Consider the following 18,786-nt stretch of genomic DNA (forward strand, 5'->3'; position numbering starts at 1 on the left):
CTTCACTCCCGCATCCGCGCCAATTCGCGCAGCATCGCGTTGTAGGCCTCCAGGTCGTCGTCCGCGTAGCTGCTGTCGGCATGGCGATCCTGGCGGGCAGCCACCTGACGGTCCTGGCGCGCCCACTGGGCCACCAACGCCACGATCACGATGATGATCGGTAGCTCAGTTGCGCCCCAGGCGATTCCACCACCAAGGTGTTGATCGGATTCGATGCTGGCCAGCCAGGGCAGAATGACCGAACGGTAGAACGTATCGCCGATCGCCGAATTCATTGTCATCAGCGCGATGCCGAAGAACGCGTGAAACGGCATCACCGCAAAGAGCAGCCCGATACGTCCGGGATAGGGGAGCCGCCGGGGCCCCGGGTCGATACCGATGATGGCCCAGTAGAAGAGGTACCCGACGATCAGAAAGTGCACGGCCATGAACTCGTGGCCCCAGTGATACCGGACGAGGGTATCGAAAAGCGGCGTGAAATAGACGATGTACGGCGAGGCCACAAAGAGGATGAGCGCGATGATCGGGTGTGAGAAGAAGGCCGTCACCCGCGAATGCAGCAGCCATGTCAGCCATTCGCGGGGCCCGGGCGGCTGTCCCTCACCGGCGGCGGGCAATGCCCGTAGCGCCAGCGTGACGGGCCCACCCAGCACCAGCAGCACGGGAATGAACATGTTCAGCGTCATGTGTTCGGCCATATGGACGCTGAACATCGCCGACCCGTAGGTCCGCACGCCCGAGCTACTCGTGATCACCAATACGGCACAACCGATCAGCCAGGACACCAGCCTGCTGACGGGCCAAGCATGGCCCCACCTACGCAGCCGGACGAAGCCGGCCACATATCCGGCGGCCAGCACCACCCCGGCAACCCCGACCAAACTGTCGAACCGCCACAGGGTGATCAACCTGCCCACATCGGGCGGTTGCGGCAGTTCATATCCCAAAAAGACGTCCCACGCAGTGAATTGATGGGCAACGAACCGTGGCGCGGTCTGAACGGCCATCGCGCCGATCGCCGCCAGCACCGCCATCATCGCCAGTGGGGCCGCGGTGGCGCCGCGCGTCGATCGTGGCGGCCGGACGAAGAGCTGCCAGCAGTCGAACACCCACACCAGCACCAGCAAGAGCCCGGCCAGTAGACCGATTCGGGCGAACTCGGAACCGAAGTCCCAGCCGGGAACGAACAGGTAGAGCAGCACCGCACCGTAGGACACCGCAAGCGCACCGCAAGCCACCTGCATCAGTTGGACGGCGCGGGTCGGCGTCGCCCCGGTCAGCGCCGTCGCGGCCTTCAGACCGGTCAACGTGGCAGCCGCCAACGCAAAGACGATCGCCGCGCTGGTCGCAAAGTCGTGGTCGGGCCCCTGTCCCGCATTGCCGGTCACGGCCGTCGCGATCACCGCAATCACGGTGGGGATGAGCAGCACGACATGAGCGACCCAACGGGTGTTGAGGCGCAACGCCACCGCGACCACCAGGGCACAAATGGTGACGACAATCCAGGCGCGCGCGATCTCCGAGGTTGCGATGGCGTCGCGCACCGCCCCGCTGGCCAGCAGCCTGATCGGCGACACTCCGGAGTCGTGGGCGCCCTGGACCACCACCATCGACGCAGCCAGAACCAGCCACGCAACTGAAACCCGTTCTGTTACAAGGTGAATTCGGAATGCACCCGCATCGATCAGGCCGTCGTGCTCGGGCCGCGACATCATGACGACATAGATCAAACCGCCAAGACAGACAGCGCCGGACAAAGACGCGAGAAAGTAGCCGGTCGGCTCGGCGGCACTCAGAAACCAACCGGGGTAGGGATTGCCCACCGTGGCATAGCGCCGCACGCCGGAAACCACCCCGTAGCTCGCCAGTACTGCCGAGATGGCGAGCAGGCCCAGCAGTAGCCAGACCGACGTCAGCGAGCCGGACCGGGACGGCGGCGCAGCAGAAGACGCAACCACACCAGGCCCGTCAGTATCCATCCCTCGAGCTTACGACTGGATGTCGTAGCACACAGGTTTGGCCGGGAACCTCGGATCGGCCGGTAGCGACCTATAGAGCATGGACCGCATATCCTGCGGTGGCCATCGCCGCCGAGCCCGAGAGCGACACCGTGACCGCCCCACACCCCGGCAAGTGAGTCCACATGATCAATGACCTGCTGATTCGTTGGCTGGCCACCGGACTGTTCGTGTTCAGCGGTGCCGACTATGCCCTTTCAGCCCTTTCAGCGTTTCCGGCGCTTCCGGCGCTTCCGGCGCTTTCGACATTTTCAGCCCTTCCAGCCTCTTCAGCCTTCTCCGGAGCCCCGACGGTCACCCAACAGCGGGCGTGGACCTCGGTCGTCAGCAATGGGTTGCACTTGGTGATGGCGATTGCGATGGTCGTAATGCTCTGGCCCGTGGGAGCGGCGTTGCCGACGACCGGTCCCGCGGTGTTCTTTCTGCTGGCAGCCGGCTGGTTCGCCACGCTCACCGCGCTTCGGGCCAAGACCATCACCGCGCTCGTGGGATGCAGCTACCACGCATTGATGATGCTGGCCATGGCCTGGATGTACGTCGCGATGAGCGACCAGCTCCTGGCCTGCCCGGCCGCGCATCAAACGATGGCGCCCGGCACCTCGATGCCCGGTATGCACATGTCGGGGACCGACATGGCCGCCGGTGCCACCGCGCCGGGCTGGGTCAGCGCCGTCAATTGGTTTTGGTTGTTGGCGTTTGCCATCGCCGCGATCATTTGGGCGGTCATGTCGGTGCGTGCGCGGCCACGCGCCGGGACGGAGTCCTGGCGCAGCTGCCTGACCCACGCCGGACGGGCGATGATGGCGGCGGGAATGGCGATCGCTTTCGCCGCCATGGTGTTCGGCATCTAGGACCGCCCCGACGGCCGGCCAGCGAACGCCTCGAACTATCCAGCCCGCTCGCCCTCTCGGGCAGCCCGCAACAGATCGTCGCGGGCCCGTGCCACGCGAGAGCGGATGGTGCCGATGGGCGAACCACAAATCTGCGCCGCTTCGGCGTATGAGAGGCCCAAGACCTGCGTAAAGATCAGTGCTTCGCGGCGCTTCTCGTCAAGCCCGTCGAGCAGGAGCCGAATCTCAACGATGTCCTCGAACCGGCTGCCGCGACGAGCTTGCCCAAGCGCTTCGCCGAGGTCGGCGACATACGCCGGGCGGGGCCGGCGCGTCTTGTAGCGGATCTGATCGACAACCACGCGACGGGCGATCGAAAACAGCCAAGTGCGGGCGTTAGACCGACCGGCGAAGCGCGGCAGGGCACCGATCGCCCGCAGAAACGTTTCTTGCGTCAGGTCATCGGCGCAGGCCGGATCGCTGAGATAGGCGACCAGCCGCCACACATCGCGCTGTGTGGCCTCGATGAATTCCGCAAGCGCGGCCCGATCACCACGTCCGGCGGCCATGGCCAGGACAGTGATTTGCTCATCAGCGCCGCCGGTGACCACGATCGTTGAGCGTAGGCCATAGATTCGCGCAACGGCCAGGGAACTCCTGGGCTAGCGACAACGACCTGTGTGGGGAGAAGCTTGCATCGGCAAGCCACAGATCAGCAGGAGGTCAAGCCCCACGATGTCAACGACGATCGTGACGACCGACAAGCACTTGGAGCGCGACCAACAGGTCCAGCGGTTCCAACTCGGGATCACCGGCATGTCCTGCTTCGCATGCGCCCGCAAGGTCCAGTCGACGCTCAACAAGGTGCCGGGGGTTCGGGCATCGGTGAACTTCGGTACCCGCACGGCGACCGTGGAGGCCGGCGAGGACGTCGACGCCGCTGCGCTGTGCGAGGTGATCCAGCAGGCCGGTTACCAAGCCGAGGTGCAGCCGGACGACGGTCAGGGCGCGGGCGATCCCGATGCTGAGCATGCTCGCCACCTGCTGATCCGGCTAGCCGTCGCGGCCGTGCTGTTCGTGCCGCTGGCCGATCTCTCGGTGATGTTCGCGGTGGTGCCCAGCACTCGTTTCACCGGCTGGGAGTGGGTGCTCACAGCGCTGGCTCTGCCGGTCGTGACATGGGCGGCGTGGCCGTTTCACCGCATCGCGCTACGCAACGCGCGCCACCACGGCGCGTCCATGGAGACGCTGATCTCGGTGGGCATCACCGCCGCCACGATCTGGTCGCTGTACACCGTGTTCGGTAGCCACCAGCTCGCCGACCGCAAGGGCATCTGGCAGGCGCTGTTGGGCAGCGACGCCATCTATTTTGAGGTCGCCGCGGGCGTCACGGTGTTCGTGCTGGCCGGAAGGTATTTCGAGGCCCGCGCCAAGTCGAAGGCGGGCAGCGCGCTGCGGGCGTTGGCGGCGCTAAGCGCCAAGGAGGTTGCCGTCCTGCAGCCGGATGGGTCAGAGCTGGTGGTCCCCGCCGACGAACTCCAAGAGCAGGATCGCTTCGTGGTGCGCCCCGGACAGACCATCGCCGCCGACGGCCTCGTCCTGGACGGTTCGGCCGCGGTCGACATGAGCACGATGACCGGCGAGGCCAAACCCACCCGGGTGCGTCCCGGCGGCCAGGTCATCGGCGGCACCGTGGTGCTTGACGGCCGGTTGATCGTGGAGGCCGCGGCGGTGGGCGCCGACACCCGATTCGCCGGAATGGTCCGGCTGGTCGAGCAGGCGCAAGCGCAAAAGGCCAACGCACAGCGCCTGGCCGATCAGATCGCCTCGGTGTTCGTTCCGTGCGTGTTTGTCATCGCCGCACTGACCGCGGCCGGGTGGCTACTGGCCGGCGGTTCACCCGACCGCGCCTTTTCCGCCGCCATTGCCGTCCTGGTCATCGCCTGCCCGTGCGCCCTGGGCCTGGCGACGCCGACGGCGATGATGGTCGCCTCTGGCCGCGGTGCCCAACTCGGCATCTTCCTGAAGGGCTATCAATCCCTGGAAGCCACCCGATCCATCGACACCGTCGTCTTCGACAAGACCGGAACACTGACCTCGGGGCAGCTCAAAGTCAGTGCGGTGGTGGCCGCACCGGGCTGGGACGCAGACGAGGTGCTCGCCATCGCCGCCACGGTGGAGGCGGCGTCCGAGCACTCGGTGGCCCTGGCAATCGCCGCGGCGACCACCCAGCACGACACCGTCACCGAATTCCGCGCCATACCCGGGCGCGGCGTCAGCGGTACCGTGTCCGGGCGCTCGGTGCGGGTGGGTAAGCCGTCCTGGATCGGTTCCTCCTCGAGTGACACGGCCTTGCGCGCCGCTCGGCGCAACGCCGAGTCCCTGGGTGAGACGGCTGTATTCGTCGAGATCGACGGTGCACCGTGCGGGGTCATCGCGGTGGCCGACGCCGTCAAGGACTCGGCGGCCGATGCGGTAGCCGCGCTGCGCGAACGCGGGCTCCGGACCATGCTTTTGACCGGTGACAACCCGGCATCGGCGGCCGCCGTGGCCGACCGGGTCGGCATCGACGAGGTGATCGCCAACATTCTGCCCGAAGGCAAAGTCGACGTAATCGAACAACTGCGTGACCGCGGCCATGTCGTCGCCATGGTCGGTGACGGCATCAACGACGGTCCCGCACTGGCCAGCGCCGATCTGGGAATGGCCATGGGGCGTGGCACCGACGTTGCGATCGGCGCCGCTGACATCATCCTGGTTCGCGACAACCTCGACGTCGTGCCCCTGGCGCTCGGCCTTGCCGCCGCGACCATGCGCACCGTCAAACTCAACCTGGCCTGGGCATTCGGCTACAACATCGCGGCCATCCCCATCGCCGCGGCCGGTGTGCTCAACCCAGTTGTCGCCGGCGCCGCGATGGCGTTCTCATCGTTCTTTGTCGTCTCAAACAGCCTGCAGCTGCGTAACTTCGGTGCCGCCACCAGCCAGACGACAACGTCCACAACCGAACCCGGCGCCACCGAGTGATCCTGCGCCGCAGCGCCTGATCAGGCCGCCGATCCGTCGGTGGGCCACAGGTGGCCGTGGCGACGTCCGCGAGATGCGTTCTGCGGCAGAACGATATCGGGCTCGTCTGCCAACACGTCCGGCGCCGGCCGAGGAGCACCGCGGCTTCGCCACACCATGATTGCCAGGACGGTGCCCAACAGCACCGGCAGATGGGTCAGGACCCGCGAAGTCGTCACGGCACCGGACAGCGCATCCACAACCACATAGACGCTCAAAACCGCCACGAAGACCATCAGCACACCGGCGAGTCCCTCGGCGGCGCCCGGCCATATCGCCGCGACCACCATGGCCACACCCAGCGCGATCGTCCACGCCGTGGACTCGTTGAGCAGATGGTTGCCCGACCCGATCACATAGTGGTGGCCCAGGCCGAGGCTGAAGCCCAGTCCTTGCACGATTCCCACGGCGACCTGCGCGATCCCCACGCACAACAGTGCCCAGCGCTGCCAGCTCATTCGTTTGCGTTCCCGCGGCTGCGGCGTCGGCCGAATCCCGGCCAGATCAACCGCCCCGATGACCGGCCGGGATTCGATCAGGCGCTGCAGACGGCTAGCTTGGCCGGCCACCTGTTCGAACCAGAGACCACAGGCACCGCACTCATCCAGGTGCTCGTCGACTCTCGCCGAGGGCACCGGTTCTCGCTCGCCGTCGAGTCGGGCCGACAACGCTTCGCGCGCCACCTCGCAATCCATGACCTAATAGTCGCGTATTGCCGACGAATTGTTCCCGGGTGTTCGTTTCGCGGCGGCTCGGCGCGAACTTGCGCTGCCGAGTCAGCCGAATTCGACCAGCGTCACCGGGGCCCGCAACCGGCCCAACCCGGGCAGCCGGTACGCCACCGGAAGTGCCCAGCGCAAGAACCTTCCGCGGCCCGCCGGCGCCGGCAACTCACGGACCGCGCGAACACCGGGGATGGCGCGCAGTTCGTCATAGTGGTCGGCGGTGAACCAAAACGGCATCGGGGGCGCCGTGTAGTGCTCACTGAGCTTGAACCCGCGCCGGCGCGAATACACGCTCAACAGCCAAGGGATGCTGTCGAAAACCAGCTGGCCATGGGGAAATCGTTTGGCGCAGGCCGCGATCAGCTCGAACACCACATCACGGCGCAGGTACTGGAACAGCCCCTCGGCGGTGATCAGCACGCCGTTGGTGTCGTCCACCTGCTCCATCCACGAGTAGTCGAACGCGGACTGAGCGCAGTAGCGAAGTCGGTCGCAGGCGGGAAGCAGCTGCTCACGCAGCCGCACGATCGGCGCCAGGTCTACCGAAAGCCAGTTCAGCTCACCATTGTCGAGACGCCAGAAACTGGTCTGCAGCCCCTCCGCCAGTGCGACCACGGTGGCGCCGGGGCGGGTCCGCAGAAAATCCCGGGTGCTGTTGTCAAATGCCAAGGCACGCAGGGCGGTAGCTTGGTGAGTACGGCCGAAGTGGTGGTAGGGGTAGTCGATGTCATTGCGCAGGGCGATGGCCATCGGGTCGTCGATGATGGCATCGGGCCGGGCGGCCTCGGTCGCGCGCTGATGCAGGGTCAGCAACGCAGTTTCGGATATGCCGTCGAGATGACGGGCGTCAATGACTGGCATGGCTGCACAATATAGGGCACCAAGGTGCGGCAGCGCCCTCCCCGCAACGGGTGACGACGGGTGACGACGGCTGATTCCGAACCCGCTGCCGACCAGATGGATTCACCTGACCTCGCGAAATGACCGGCTTGCCCCGCCCAACCAGGGTGCGCCGCGCTCCTCCGGCAAGACCTGCCCAACCCGGATTCAGAACCACGGCCGCCACGGTGGGAACTTTTTGCTCACTCGCCCCGACTAACCCTGGTAAAGCCAACCAGCGTCAGCCCGCCCACGGCGCGCGCACCACGCTTACGCAGGAGAGGGTAAGCCCTGACCGCCCCGATATGGATGGCCATACCTCCCGAGGTGCACTCGGCCCTGTTGAGCGCGGGCCAAGGCCCGGGACCGCTGCTTGCTGCCGCCGCACAGTGGCAAGAGCTGAGCGCGCAATACAGCGCTGCCGTTGTCGAGTTGACCCAGCTACTGGCCGAGGTTCAAGCCACCAGTTGGCAGGGATACGCCGCCCACCAGTGGTTGGCCGCGCATGGCCCCTACCTGATCTGGCTGGAGCAGGCCGCGATCGATAGCTCGGTAACCGCCGCGCAGCACAGGATCGCGGCCGCCGGCTACAGCAGCGCCGTAGCCGCCATGCCCACGCTCGCAGAGCTGGCCGCTAACCACGCCATCCACGGCGTGCTGGTGGTGACCAACTTCTTCGGCATCAACGCCATCCCCATCGCGCTCAACGAGGCCGACTACGTCCGCATGTGGGTTCAAGCCGCCGAGACCATGACCACCTATCAGGCAGTCAGTGAGGTCGCGGCCGCGGCGGTACCACCCACGCCACCGGCGCCGTCCATCCTGCGGCCCGGCGGCGAGAGCCAGGCCGCCGCGTCGGGCATCGGGAGTTGGATCGGTCAGCTGTTGAGGGACATCCTGAGTTTCCTTGCCGATCCGTACAAGTATTTCCTGGAGTTTTTCCAGCGGATGGGCTTCAGCCCGGCGGTCGCGGTCATCCTCGCCATCATCGCTTTGCAGCTATACGACTTTCTTTGGTACCCGTACTACGCCTCGTACGGGTTGCTACTGCTTCCCTTCTTCACTCCCGCGCTCAGCGCGTTGAGCGCCTTGAGTGCGCTGGCCTACCTGGCGAACAGAACGCCGATAACGGCACCCGTTGCCGCTCCCGCGGAGCGCAGTGTGGCCGACCTGGCCGGCCCGCAACCGGTCGTTGGTCTGACGCCGGCGGCGTCGGCGTCCGCCCCGCCAAGCCCACAAGCCACCAGCCCCGCACCCAGCGCCCCCTCCCCCGCCCCCACCGGCAGCCCGCCCAGTTCACCCGCGATCAGCTACGCGGTGTTGGGCCCCGCACCCCCGGGGGTGAGCTCGGGCCCCGGGGCCACCAGCGGCGCGGCCGCCACCGCCACCGACACCACCCGCGCCGCCGCTCCAGCCGCGCTGAGCAGCAGCCGAGCCAGTCGCAGAAAGCGCAGCAAGAACAGGGTGGGGGTGCGCGGCTACCGCGACGAATTCCTGCAAGAACCGGACATCATCTTGTGGGACAACCGAGTTCTCATGCACCGGGCAAAGCACGGGACGGCCTCGGGCACCCTCACGACCTACCGCCTGACCATGCTGGATGGTCTCGAGACGCCGGGCTACCCGGCATGAGCACCACCGATTTGACCTCGCCCGCTCACGCCGCTGTCGAGTCCGCCGGCACCACTGCGATCGCCGAGGATCTGCTCGCCCGGGTTCTCGAGCCCTACTCCTACAAGGGGTGTCGCTACCTGCTCGACGCCCGGTACCACGCCGACGACGATTCGGTGCTGGCCTATGGGAATTTCACGATCAGCGAGTCCGCCTATATCCGCAGCACCGGTCACTTCAATGCGGTTGAACTGATTCTCTGCTTCAACCAACTCGCATACAGCGCCTTCGCGCCCGCCGTTGCCAACGAGGAGATTCCGCAACTGCGGGGCTGGTCGCTGGAGGACTACTTCCAGCATCAACTCGCCAGCATGTTCATCAGGAACTCGTCATCACGTTTCAACCGGCCCATCAACCCCGCGAAATTCTCCGCACGGCTGCAATGCCGAAATCTGCAGTTTGTCCAACGGACGTGGCGCTATCTCCTGGTACCGTGCGCCATCGAGTTTTGGGACGAGGATGGTGGAGCCGCCTCCGGCGAGGTCGAACTGGCGGCCCTGAACATCCCCTAGATCGCTGGAAGGAAAGCGCTTTAGAGCTATGTCCGACTTACCCGCTACCGTGCTGGAACGGATCATCGAGCAGGCTCAGCGGCGGCCCGAGGCGATCGCCTTACGCCGCTGCGATGGCACGAGTGCGCTGCCATATGGCGAGCTGGCCGCCGAAGTGGATCGCTACGCCGGCGCGCTCCGTGCGCAGTCGGCATCGCGAGGATCACGGGTACTGGTTATCTCGGACAATGGACCCGAGACCTACCTAGCGGTGCTGGCCTGCGCGAAGCTTGGTGCCATCGCCGTGATGGCCGACGGCAATCTTCCGCCGGCAACCATCGATCGGTTCTGTCAGATCACCGACCCCGTCGCGGTTCTGATCGCGCCCGGGAGCAAGGTCGGGTCCTCGTCGCTACCCGAAGGCCTCGCCGCGATACCCGCTATCCGGGTCGACATCGGCTCTGGCACCGGGGAGTTCGCCCATTCGCCGGATACGGATCGTCCGGCGACCGAGCCCGGGCTTGGCGCCGACGATCCGCTGGCGATGATCTTCACCAGCGGCACCACCGGCGAACCAAAGGCGGTGCTGCTGGCCAACCGCACCTTCTTCGCCGTACCGGACATCTTGCGCAACGAGGGGCTCAACTGGGTCACCTGGGTCGACGGCGAAACCACCTACTCCCCGCTGCCGGCAACCCACATCGGTGGGTTGTGGTGGATACTTACCTGTTTGATGCGTGGAGGGTTGTGCATCACCGGTGGTGAGAACACCCCTTCGCTGATGCAGATTCTGAACTCCAACGCCGTCAACACCACATGCCTGGTGCCGACCCTGCTTTCGAAACTGGTTTCGGAGTTGAAGTCCGCGGCTACAACGGTTCCATCGCTGCGGCTACTCGGGTACGGCGGTTCGCGGGCGATCGCCGCCGATGTGCGGTTCATCGAAGCCACCGGTGTTCGCACCGCACAGGTCTACGGGCTGAGCGAAACAGGCTGCACAGCTTTATGTTTGCCGACAGACGATGGCTCGATTGCCAAGATCGAGGCGGGCGCGGTGGGCCGCCCCTACCCCGGCGTGGAGGTCTATCTGGCGGCCGACGACGAAGCGGACGGCGCCGGCCCCAACGCCCCGGGCGCCGGCCCTTCCGCGTCATTCGGCACGCTGTGGATCAAGTCGCCGGCAAACATGTTGGGGTATTGGAGCAATCCTCAACGTACCCAAGAGGTCCTGATCGACGGCTGGGTGAACACCGACGATCTGTTGGAGCGCCACGAGGATGGTTTCTTCTACATCAAGGGGCGGTCCTCGGAGATGATCATCTCGGGCGGCGTGAACATCGCCCCCGACGAGGTCGATCGCATTGCGGAGGGCGTTCCGGGCGTCCGCGAGGCCGCTTGCTTCGAGATCCCCGATCCGGAATTCGGGGCGCTGGTGGGCCTGGCCGTGGTAGCTGCCACCGACGTGGACGCGTCAGCGGCCCGCAAACTCAAGCACACGATTGCGGCTCACTATCGCCGCGAGTCCGAATCGGTGGCGCGGCCGTCGACAATCGTGATCGTCAGCGAGATTCCGCGAACACAGTCGGGCAAGGTGATGCGCACGTCGCTGGCGGCGGAGGCGAATCAGGTCCAAACCGGTGGCTGACCCGGTGCGCGAACGGATCCTGCTCGCCGTCTGTGACGTGCTCTACATCGACGAAACGGATCTGATCGACGGCGACGCTACCGATCTCAGGGATCTGGGACTCGACTCCGTCAGGTTCGTGCTGCTGATGAAGCGGCTGGGCGTGGACCGAGAGGCCGAACTGCCATCCCGATTGGCCGAGAACCTCTCGATCGAGGGCTGGGTTTCGGAGCTGTCGCAGTCCGAACTGGAAAGTCCTACGTGACCGCGCCCGAAGTAGGCTGCGCGGAGGCCATTCCGCTAAGCAAATCGCAGCAGAACCTGTACAACGGGGTGCTCCAGGACAACGACCCCGCGCTGTATCTGATCGGCAAGCGCTATCGGTTTCACCCGCTGGCGCTGTCGAATTTTCTTGTCGCGCTGGAAGCATCGGTGCTCAACAACCCCGTTCAGCTGTGCGTTCTGCAGATGGCCGCGACGGGCGCGGACTACCCACAGCTGGTGCCGCGGCTGCAATTCAGCGACCTTGTGCTCGTACGCTCGGCCGCCCAGGGCCAACCGGACGGGCCGGGCGCCGATCTGGAGCACACCTGGTCTTCGGGCATCCTGGACAGGCCGCTCGTGCGCTATACCGTCTCGACCGACGAGGGCGGCAATGTTTGCGGTCTCGACGTTCACACCCACCACATCCTGCTTGACGGCGGGGCGACCGGGATCATTGAGGCCGATCTGGCGCACTTTCTGGCGGCCAGCCTCGAACCCGCCGGGGTAGGCGAAATGCCCACCCTCAGCCAAGGATTGGCCAAGCTGGCGGCCGCGCATCTTCGTGAAACGGCCAAGGTGGCCGAAGCACTACGGCGACAAGCCGACGCCGTGCAGCGCGAGCTCACCGCCGAGGCCGGCCAGGGTGGGGGTGCGCAAGGCGCCAGCGGTACCTCCGGGGCCGCGGCCAAGGGCGTCCTGCAAGAGTCGATCGCCCTCTGCGGCCCAGCCTATGACGCCCTGCGTGCCCTCTCGGAGGCTCAACAAGTACCGCTCAACGTTCTGGTGGCGGCGGCCGCGGTCGCGGTGCAGGCGGGGCTTTGGCAGAGCACCGAGAGCCTGCTGGTGCACGCCGTGGACAACCGGTTCGGCGACCCCGAACTCAATGTCGCCACGTGCCTGGTCAACTCGGTTGCGCACGCCCTCCGATTTCGGCCTTTCGCGTCGGTGCGGGAGGTGGTCCGCGACCTTGACCGCGGCTACGTCAAGGCGGTGCGACGCCGATGGATTCGTGAAGAGCATTACCGCCGAATGTATCTGGCAATCAACCGGACCTCTCATGTGCAGGCCCTGACGCTGAATTTCATCCGCGAATCATGTGCGCCCGGCCTTCGCCCGTTCCTGTCGGAAGCACCCGTTGCGACCGAGATCGGCCCGATCGAGGGCACCACCGTGGCATGCGTGCTCGACGAACAACGGCACACCCTCAACCTGGCGATCTGGGACCGAGCCGATCTGCCCGAGCGCAACACCGGCGCCGGGGTCGCCGCTCGTATCGGCGCGGCGTTGGAATCGATGGCGGCGCTGTGGGATCAGCCGATCGCCATGACCGCCAACGAGTGGTTCGAGGTGGGCGCCGACGGCCTCCCCTGCCGCACCGAGACCGCGGGGCGACCGCGGCCACCGTCGGCACCTGCGTGGTTTGTCGATGCGGCACCGGGCCTGCGCCAGTTTCTGGACCGGCGTCGCCAGGTCTACCCGTGGGTCGGCTGGCTGGTGTGCCATGGGGTGGCGCCCGGTGATGTGCTGGTGTGCGCCGACGACAACACCGATAAGACCGTTGATCTGTTGTTGGCCTGTCACCTCGCGGGGTGCGGCTACAGCATGTGCGAGTCGGTCGACGATCTTTCGTTACGAGCCAAGACAATTGGTGAGCACTGTGAAGGGATTTCGGCGCACCCGGTCGACGTGGCCGCGGTCCGGCTCGGGGCGGTCCCGGATCACGCCCTGCAGGAGCGCATTGACCAGCGCCTTGACCAGGTGGCACGAGATCCCCTGCTGGCCACCAAGGCGGCGTACATCATGCCCACGTCGGGGACGACCGGGCAGCCCAAGCTGGTGCGGATATCGCATGGGTCACTCGCTGCCTTCTGTGCCGCAATCGGCCCCAGCTACGGCTGGAACAGCCAAGACACCATCCTGCAATGCGCGCCCTTGACGGCGGACATCAGCGTTGAGGAAATCTTTGGCGCCGCTGTTTGCGGGGCGGAGTTGGTCCGATCCGCGGCCATGAAGACCGGCGACTTGGGCGGTCTGGCGCGCGATATCCACGCCTTGGGGCCGACGGTCGTCGACCTGCCGACCGCGGTGTGGCACCTGCTGTGCGAGGACGGCGACGCCGTCGACGTCATCGGCCGTTCGCGGCTGCGCCAGATCGTCATCGGCGGCGAATCCATCCGCACCAGCACCGTCGACAAGTGGGTCAACTCCCCCGCCTTGGCACCGATCTCACTTGTCTCCAGCTACGGTCCGACCGAAGCAACGGTGGTCGCCACACACCTTCCCATCGTCTACGACGGCATCGCGGCCGCCGCACACACTCGGCTCAGGGTGGGCCTGCCGATGGTGCCCAATACCGTGTTCATCGCCTTCGGCGAGGTGGTCATCGCCGGGCCCTTGGTCAGCGACGGATATCTCGGGATCGATGACAGCAGCTTCGGTGCCGTGGCCCCCGGCGACGGATCGCAACTGCGCGCGTTTGCCACCGCTGACCGAGTGACCATCGACGAAGAAGGCTTTCCCGTCTTCGCCGGACGCAAAGACACCATCGTCAAAGTCGCCGGCAAGCGGGTCGACACCGCCGCGGTCCCCAGGCGCATCAGCGCTGACCCTACGGTCTGCGATGTCGCCATCGAGCCTCATGACGGCCGTCTGGGGGTGTGGTTCGAAACCGAGCGGACCCGCGAAGCCGCCGAGGACGGTGCGACCGCGGGACGGATCGGGCTCGCCCTGGCAAGCCTGGGAGTGCCCGCGTTCTTTGTTGTCGCCGTGCCGAGTATCCCTCGCAAGCCAAATGGGAAGGTCGATGGCGCAAGGCTGCACACACTGCCGCAACTCGCCGACGCGGTACCAAGGGACGCCGAGGCCGGCGAGAGCGCGGCCGGCCTCGCGCGCGTGTGGAGTTGCCACCTCGGAAGGCCCCTCGCTGCGGACTCATCGCTACTCGGTGCGGGAATCGGCTCATTGGATCTCATCAGGATCCTGCCCGACACTCGCAGGTATCTCGGTCGGCACCTCTCGGTGCTGGAGCTGATCAGTGCCGATACCGCCGCGAACCTGGTTTGCGACCTGGGCTCAAACCCGGCCGCGCCCGCGACCGATGGTTGGCTCGACGCTGAAACGGCCGCCGCGATCGAGCGTGACCTGGTGTCGTTGGGGAGCCAGTGCACCCCGCAGCCGTTGGGTGCCGAGCCGCCGCCGCACGACCGGGCCGCGGCACCAATCGTCGTGCTCGGGGCATCCGGAATTGTCGGCACCGGATTTGCCCGCGCCGTCTTGCAGCGCAAGCAGGCCGGACTAGCCTGTCCGGAAATAGTTTTGGCCAGTAGGTCAAAGCCCCCCGAGCATGGCCCGTGGTCGGCCCTGCGGGATCTCGAAGGGATCCGGATCGAACAACTCGGCGCAGCGTTGGACGCGGCGGACCTCGATGCCCTGATACGCGACACCGGCGCACGGTCCCTGATCAACTGCATCGGCAACACCAACGTGCTGGTGCCCTACCGCGGCCTCCGGGCCGCCAACGTTGAGCTGGTTTCCACGGTTGCGCAGGTGTGCGCACAACGGGATGTGCGGTTGGTGCACCTGTCGACGTTCGTCATCAGTGCTGATGTCACCGCGCCGCGAGTCACCGACCCCCGCATGTCGCCCTATCCATACGCGGCGTCAAAATCACTCGCGGAGTTGATCGTTGCCGCATCATCGCCGGCTCTGGATTTCACCATCGTGCGCCTGCCCCGGGTGCTCGGCGAGGACTACCAGTTGCGCGAGTCCGCCGACATCCTGGTTTCGGTGGTCGATGCCTGTATGGCATTGCGTGCCTTCCCGACCCTGACTTTGACCGAAGAGGTCACTACTGGCCGAGCCGCCGCGCAGGCGATTTTGGGGCTGTTGCCGCAATTCTCGGGCGCCGCCGGGCTGGGTCACGGAATCACCGTCGTGCGCGGCGCGGCGGTGCAATACCGCGAACTTCTCAGCGGCTATGCACTCGATGAAATCGACGCCGCCGAGTGGAAGCACCGGCTGGACCAAAGCGACTGGGCGAGAAGAAATCCGCAACGGTGGTTGGTGGTCGACGCGCGGGTCAGCCTCGGCATGAGGTTGGGTGCGCGCTCCTACTCGCAATACCTGGCCGGTTACCCGAGCATCCCCCTGCAAGTCGGAACCGTCGCCGAGATCGCCGCACCGCCAACGGCGCTGCGGGCCTTGCTGGAGCAAGGGTGCGCACAGCCGCCAAGACCCGCACTGGCCTAGCCCTCCACCCGAGTCCCGGCGATCTAACTCCCGGCGGTGGCCGGGGCACTCTCCACCGGCGCCGGCTCGGTGTCGCTCTGGGCGGCTCGCTGGATGGCTCCGCGGTCAGGTCGTGAGCGCACCCGCAGCGGCCACCAGAACCACCGACCCAACAGCGCAGCAATGGCCGGGGTCATGAACGCCCGCACCACCAAGGTGTCGAACAGCAGCCCCAGACCGATGGTGGTGCCCACCTGTCCGATCATCCGCACGTCACTGACCACCATGGATGCCATGGTGAACGCGAACACCAGCCCGGCGTTGGTCACGACTTTGCCGGTGCCGCCCATGGATCGGATGATGCCGGTATTGATGCCGGCGGGGATTTCCTGTTTGAACCGGGAGACCAGCAACAGGTTGTAGTCCGACCCCACGGCCAGCAGCACGATGACCGACATCGCGATCACCAGCCAGTGCAACGGCATGCCGATGATATGTTGCCACAGCAATACCGACAATCCGAACGAGGCGCCAAGTGAAATCGCGACCGTACCCACGATCACGCCGGCAGCCACCAGCGCGCGGGTGAGGATCAGCATGATGACGAAAATGAGGCAGAGCGAAGCGATTCCGGCAATCAGAAGATCCCATTTCGCGCCCTCGGAGACGTCCTTGAAGATGGCGCCCACCCCGGCCAGGTAGATGGTGGCGTTCTCCAACGGAGTCCCCTTGAGTGACTCCTCGGCCGCGGTGCGGATCTTGTCGATACTGGCGATGCCGCTGGCCGAGGCGGGGTCGCTGCGGTGCAAGATGATGAAGCGAGCCGCGTGCCCGTCCGGCGACAGGAAGCTTCCCATCGCACGTTTGAAGTCCGCGTTCTCGAACACTTCTGGCGGCAGATAGAACGAGTCGTCGTTCTTGGCGGTATCGAACGCCTTGCCCATCGCGTTGGCGTTCTCGCTGAGCTCGGTCATCTGGTCGACCATGCCCGACATGGTGCTGTGCATGGTCAGCATCATGGTCCGGATGTGTTCCATGGATTCGATCATCGGCGGGAACGTCTCGGTCATCTGCGGCATCAGCCGGTCCACGTTCTCGAGGTCACCGACCATCACGTCGAGTTTCTCGTCGATCTGATCCAGACCGTCCAGTGCGTCGAAGAGAGACCGGAATGTCCAGCAGTTCGGGATGTCGTAGCAGTGCTTCTCCCAGTAGAGGTAACTGCGGATCGGACGCCAGAAGTCGTCGAAATCCGCGAGTTTGTCCCGCAGTTCGTTGGTGATCTGCTGCATCTCGATGGTGTCGCCGACCATCCGGTGGGTGTTGTCGGCCAGCTGCGACGACAGTTCGTACATGCGCCTGGTCAGCGCAATCGTCTTGGCCATCTCGTCGGCCTGGGTCAGTAGGTCATTCATCCGCGCGCGCTGGTAGTGCAACGACTGCACCTGACCGGCGTTTTGCATGCTGAGCCGAAACGGGATGGTGGTGTGATCCATGGTTGTTCCGGAAGGCCTGGTGATGGCCTGCACGCGGGAGATGCCCGGAACCCGGAATATGCCCTTGGCCAGCTTGTCCAGCACCAGAAAGTCGGTGGGGTTGCGCATGTCGTGATCCGACTCGATCATCAGGATCTCCGGGTTGATCCGCGCCTGGGAGAAGTGGCGGTCCGCGACCGCGAGGCCCTGATTGGCGGGGATGAAGCTGGGCAGGTAGGCCCGGTCGTTGTAGCTGGGCCGGTAGCCGGGCAGGGTGATCAGACCGACCAGCGCGACGGCGCACGTGACGGCGAGAATGGGCAGCGGCCAGCGCACGATGGCCGTGCCGACCCACCGCCAGCCGCGTACCTGCAGCACCCGTTTGGGGTCGAACGCGCCGAACCGGCCGCCGACGACAAGGACGGCCGGCGCCAACGTCAATGCGACGAGCAGGGCCACCAGCATCCCCACCGAACAGGGGATGCCCAACGTCTGGAAATAGGGCATCCGGGTGAAGCTCAGGCAAAACGTTGCCGCGGAGATGGTCAGACCGGAGCCCAGGATGACATGGGCGGTGCCGCGGTACATGGTGTAGAAGGCCGATTCGCGGTCTTCACCGGCCTGCCGGGCCTCCTGGTAGCGACCGACGATGAATATCCCATAGTCGGTTCCGGCGGCGATCGCCAGTGACGTGAGCAGGCTGACCGCAAAGGTGGAAAGCCCGATCAATCCGCTGTGGCCGAGCAGCGCGACGGCCCCGCGCGCCGCGGTCAGTTCCAGGCCCACCGTGACGAGCAGCAAGAACACCGTGACGGGGGATCGATAGACAAACAGCAGCATGATCAGGATCACCGCGACCGTGGTCAGGGTGATCTTGGCCATGGATCGGTCGCCGCTCTTGTGTAGATCCGCGGCCATGGCCGGCCCACCGGTGACGTAGGCCTTCACCCCGGGTGGGGCCGGGGTGGCGTCAACGATCTTGCGGACCGCCTCGACGGATTCGTTGGCCAGCAGCTCACCTTGCTTGCCGGCCAGGCGCACCTGGACAGTGGCCGCCATGCCGTCGTTGCTCTGGGCGCCCGCCGCCGTCAGCGGATCCCCCCAGAAGTCCTGGATGCTCAGCACATGCTTCTTGTCGGCGCGCAGCTTGCGGATCAGCCCGTCGTAGAACTTGTGGGCATCGTCGCCGAGGGGCTTGTCGCCCTCCAGGATGATCATGGCCACGCTGTCGGTTTCGCCTTCGTTGAAGACGTGGCCGATGCGGTTGAGGGCCACGACCGACGGCGCGTCGGTGGGGCTCAGCGACACCGAACGCTCTTGTCCGACCACTTCCAGTGATGGGACGAACACGCTGAGCAGGACCACCACCGCCAACCAGAACAGGATGATCGGCACCGCGAGGGTGCGGATCATCCTGGCGACAAATGGCCGTTCGGCCGCAGTGGTGCCGGTCTGGCCGGGCACTGACTGTGTGGTACTCACGCGGTCTTCACCCTATCGAAAGTGGGCACCCCGC

Annotated in this window: 11 protein-coding genes and 2 pseudogenes; 8 read left to right on the forward strand and 5 right to left on the reverse strand. The window is 65.8% G+C overall.

The window, feature by feature from the left end; genetic code table 11:
• Positions 1 to 2: 2 nt before the first annotated feature.
• Positions 3 to 1,979 carry a cytochrome c oxidase assembly protein gene (locus MPSD_RS26355; RefSeq protein WP_036426174.1) on the reverse strand — a complete coding sequence of 659 codons (1,977 nt, stop codon included), beginning with the start codon at positions 1,977 to 1,979 and terminating at the stop codon, positions 3 to 5.
• Between the two features lie 164 nt (positions 1,980 to 2,143).
• Here MPSD_RS26355 and MPSD_RS26360 point away from each other — a divergent pair, with 164 nt between their 5' ends.
• Positions 2,144 to 2,869 (forward strand): DUF5134 domain-containing protein, encoded by a 726-nt coding sequence (locus MPSD_RS26360; RefSeq protein ID WP_086085072.1) that lies wholly within the window; start codon positions 2,144 to 2,146, stop codon positions 2,867 to 2,869.
• A 35-nt stretch (positions 2,870 to 2,904) separates the two neighbouring features.
• On the opposite strand, the gene sigC is transcribed toward MPSD_RS26360, so the two are convergent.
• Positions 2,905 to 3,459 (reverse strand): RNA polymerase sigma factor SigC, encoded by a 555-nt coding sequence (gene sigC / locus MPSD_RS26365; protein WP_011742342.1) that lies wholly within the window; start codon positions 3,457 to 3,459, stop codon positions 2,905 to 2,907.
• Positions 3,460 to 3,583: 124 nt separating this feature from the next.
• On the opposite strand from sigC, the gene MPSD_RS26370 reads away from it, so the two are divergent.
• Positions 3,584 to 5,875, forward strand: coding sequence for a heavy metal translocating P-type ATPase (locus tag MPSD_RS26370; RefSeq protein ID WP_020785665.1), 2,292 nt, complete (start codon positions 3,584 to 3,586; stop codon positions 5,873 to 5,875).
• Positions 5,876 to 5,895: 20 nt separating this feature from the next.
• Here MPSD_RS26370 and MPSD_RS26375 read toward each other — a convergent pair whose 3' ends face one another.
• The gene (locus MPSD_RS26375; protein ID WP_036426171.1) at positions 5,896 to 6,609 is read right to left on the reverse strand and encodes a zf-HC2 domain-containing protein; all 714 of its coding nucleotides are present in this window, start codon (positions 6,607 to 6,609) and stop codon (positions 5,896 to 5,898) included.
• Between the two features lie 81 nt (positions 6,610 to 6,690).
• Positions 6,691 to 7,500 carry a class I SAM-dependent methyltransferase gene (locus MPSD_RS26380; RefSeq protein ID WP_015354066.1) on the reverse strand — a complete coding sequence of 270 codons (810 nt, stop codon included), beginning with the start codon at positions 7,498 to 7,500 and terminating at the stop codon, positions 6,691 to 6,693.
• 327 nt (positions 7,501 to 7,827) lie between these two features.
• On the opposite strand from MPSD_RS26380, the pseudogene MPSD_RS26385 reads away from it, so the two are divergent.
• The 6 genes and pseudogenes from MPSD_RS26385 to MPSD_RS26405 all read left to right on the forward strand — a co-directional run.
• A pseudogene (locus MPSD_RS26385) lies at positions 7,828 to 9,015 on the forward strand (PPE family protein); the annotation flags it as partial.
• Positions 9,016 to 9,150: pseudogene (locus MPSD_RS28520) on the forward strand (TauD/TfdA family dioxygenase); the annotation flags it as partial. It abuts the pseudogene before it with no gap.
• Positions 9,147 to 9,701 carry an FcoT family thioesterase gene (locus MPSD_RS26390; protein ID WP_020785662.1) on the forward strand — a complete coding sequence of 185 codons (555 nt, stop codon included), beginning with the start codon at positions 9,147 to 9,149 and terminating at the stop codon, positions 9,699 to 9,701. The pseudogene MPSD_RS28520 and the gene MPSD_RS26390, both read left to right, overlap by 4 nt.
• A 28-nt stretch (positions 9,702 to 9,729) precedes the next feature.
• Positions 9,730 to 11,325, forward strand: coding sequence for a fatty acid--CoA ligase FadD10 (gene fadD10, locus MPSD_RS26395; RefSeq protein ID WP_020785661.1), 1,596 nt, complete (start codon positions 9,730 to 9,732; stop codon positions 11,323 to 11,325).
• A 4-nt stretch (positions 11,326 to 11,329) separates the two neighbouring features.
• Positions 11,330 to 11,569 (forward strand): acyl carrier protein, encoded by a 240-nt coding sequence (locus tag MPSD_RS26400; RefSeq protein ID WP_020785660.1) that lies wholly within the window; start codon positions 11,330 to 11,332, stop codon positions 11,567 to 11,569.
• The gene (locus MPSD_RS26405) at positions 11,566 to 15,816 is read left to right on the forward strand and encodes an AMP-binding protein (protein WP_086085074.1); all 4,251 of its coding nucleotides are present in this window, start codon (positions 11,566 to 11,568) and stop codon (positions 15,814 to 15,816) included. Before MPSD_RS26400 ends, MPSD_RS26405 begins: the two co-directional genes overlap by 4 nt.
• A 23-nt stretch (positions 15,817 to 15,839) precedes the next feature.
• Here the strand turns inward: MPSD_RS26405 and MPSD_RS26410 are convergent, their stop codons facing one another.
• A complete protein-coding gene (locus MPSD_RS26410) occupies positions 15,840 to 18,683 on the reverse strand; it encodes an MMPL/RND family transporter (RefSeq protein WP_051153763.1) in 2,844 nt (947 codons plus the stop codon).
• Positions 18,684 to 18,786 lie beyond the last annotated feature (103 nt).

This window comes from Mycobacterium pseudoshottsii JCM 15466 (assembly GCF_003584745.1).
Classification (GTDB): domain Bacteria; phylum Actinomycetota; class Actinomycetes; order Mycobacteriales; family Mycobacteriaceae; genus Mycobacterium; species Mycobacterium marinum.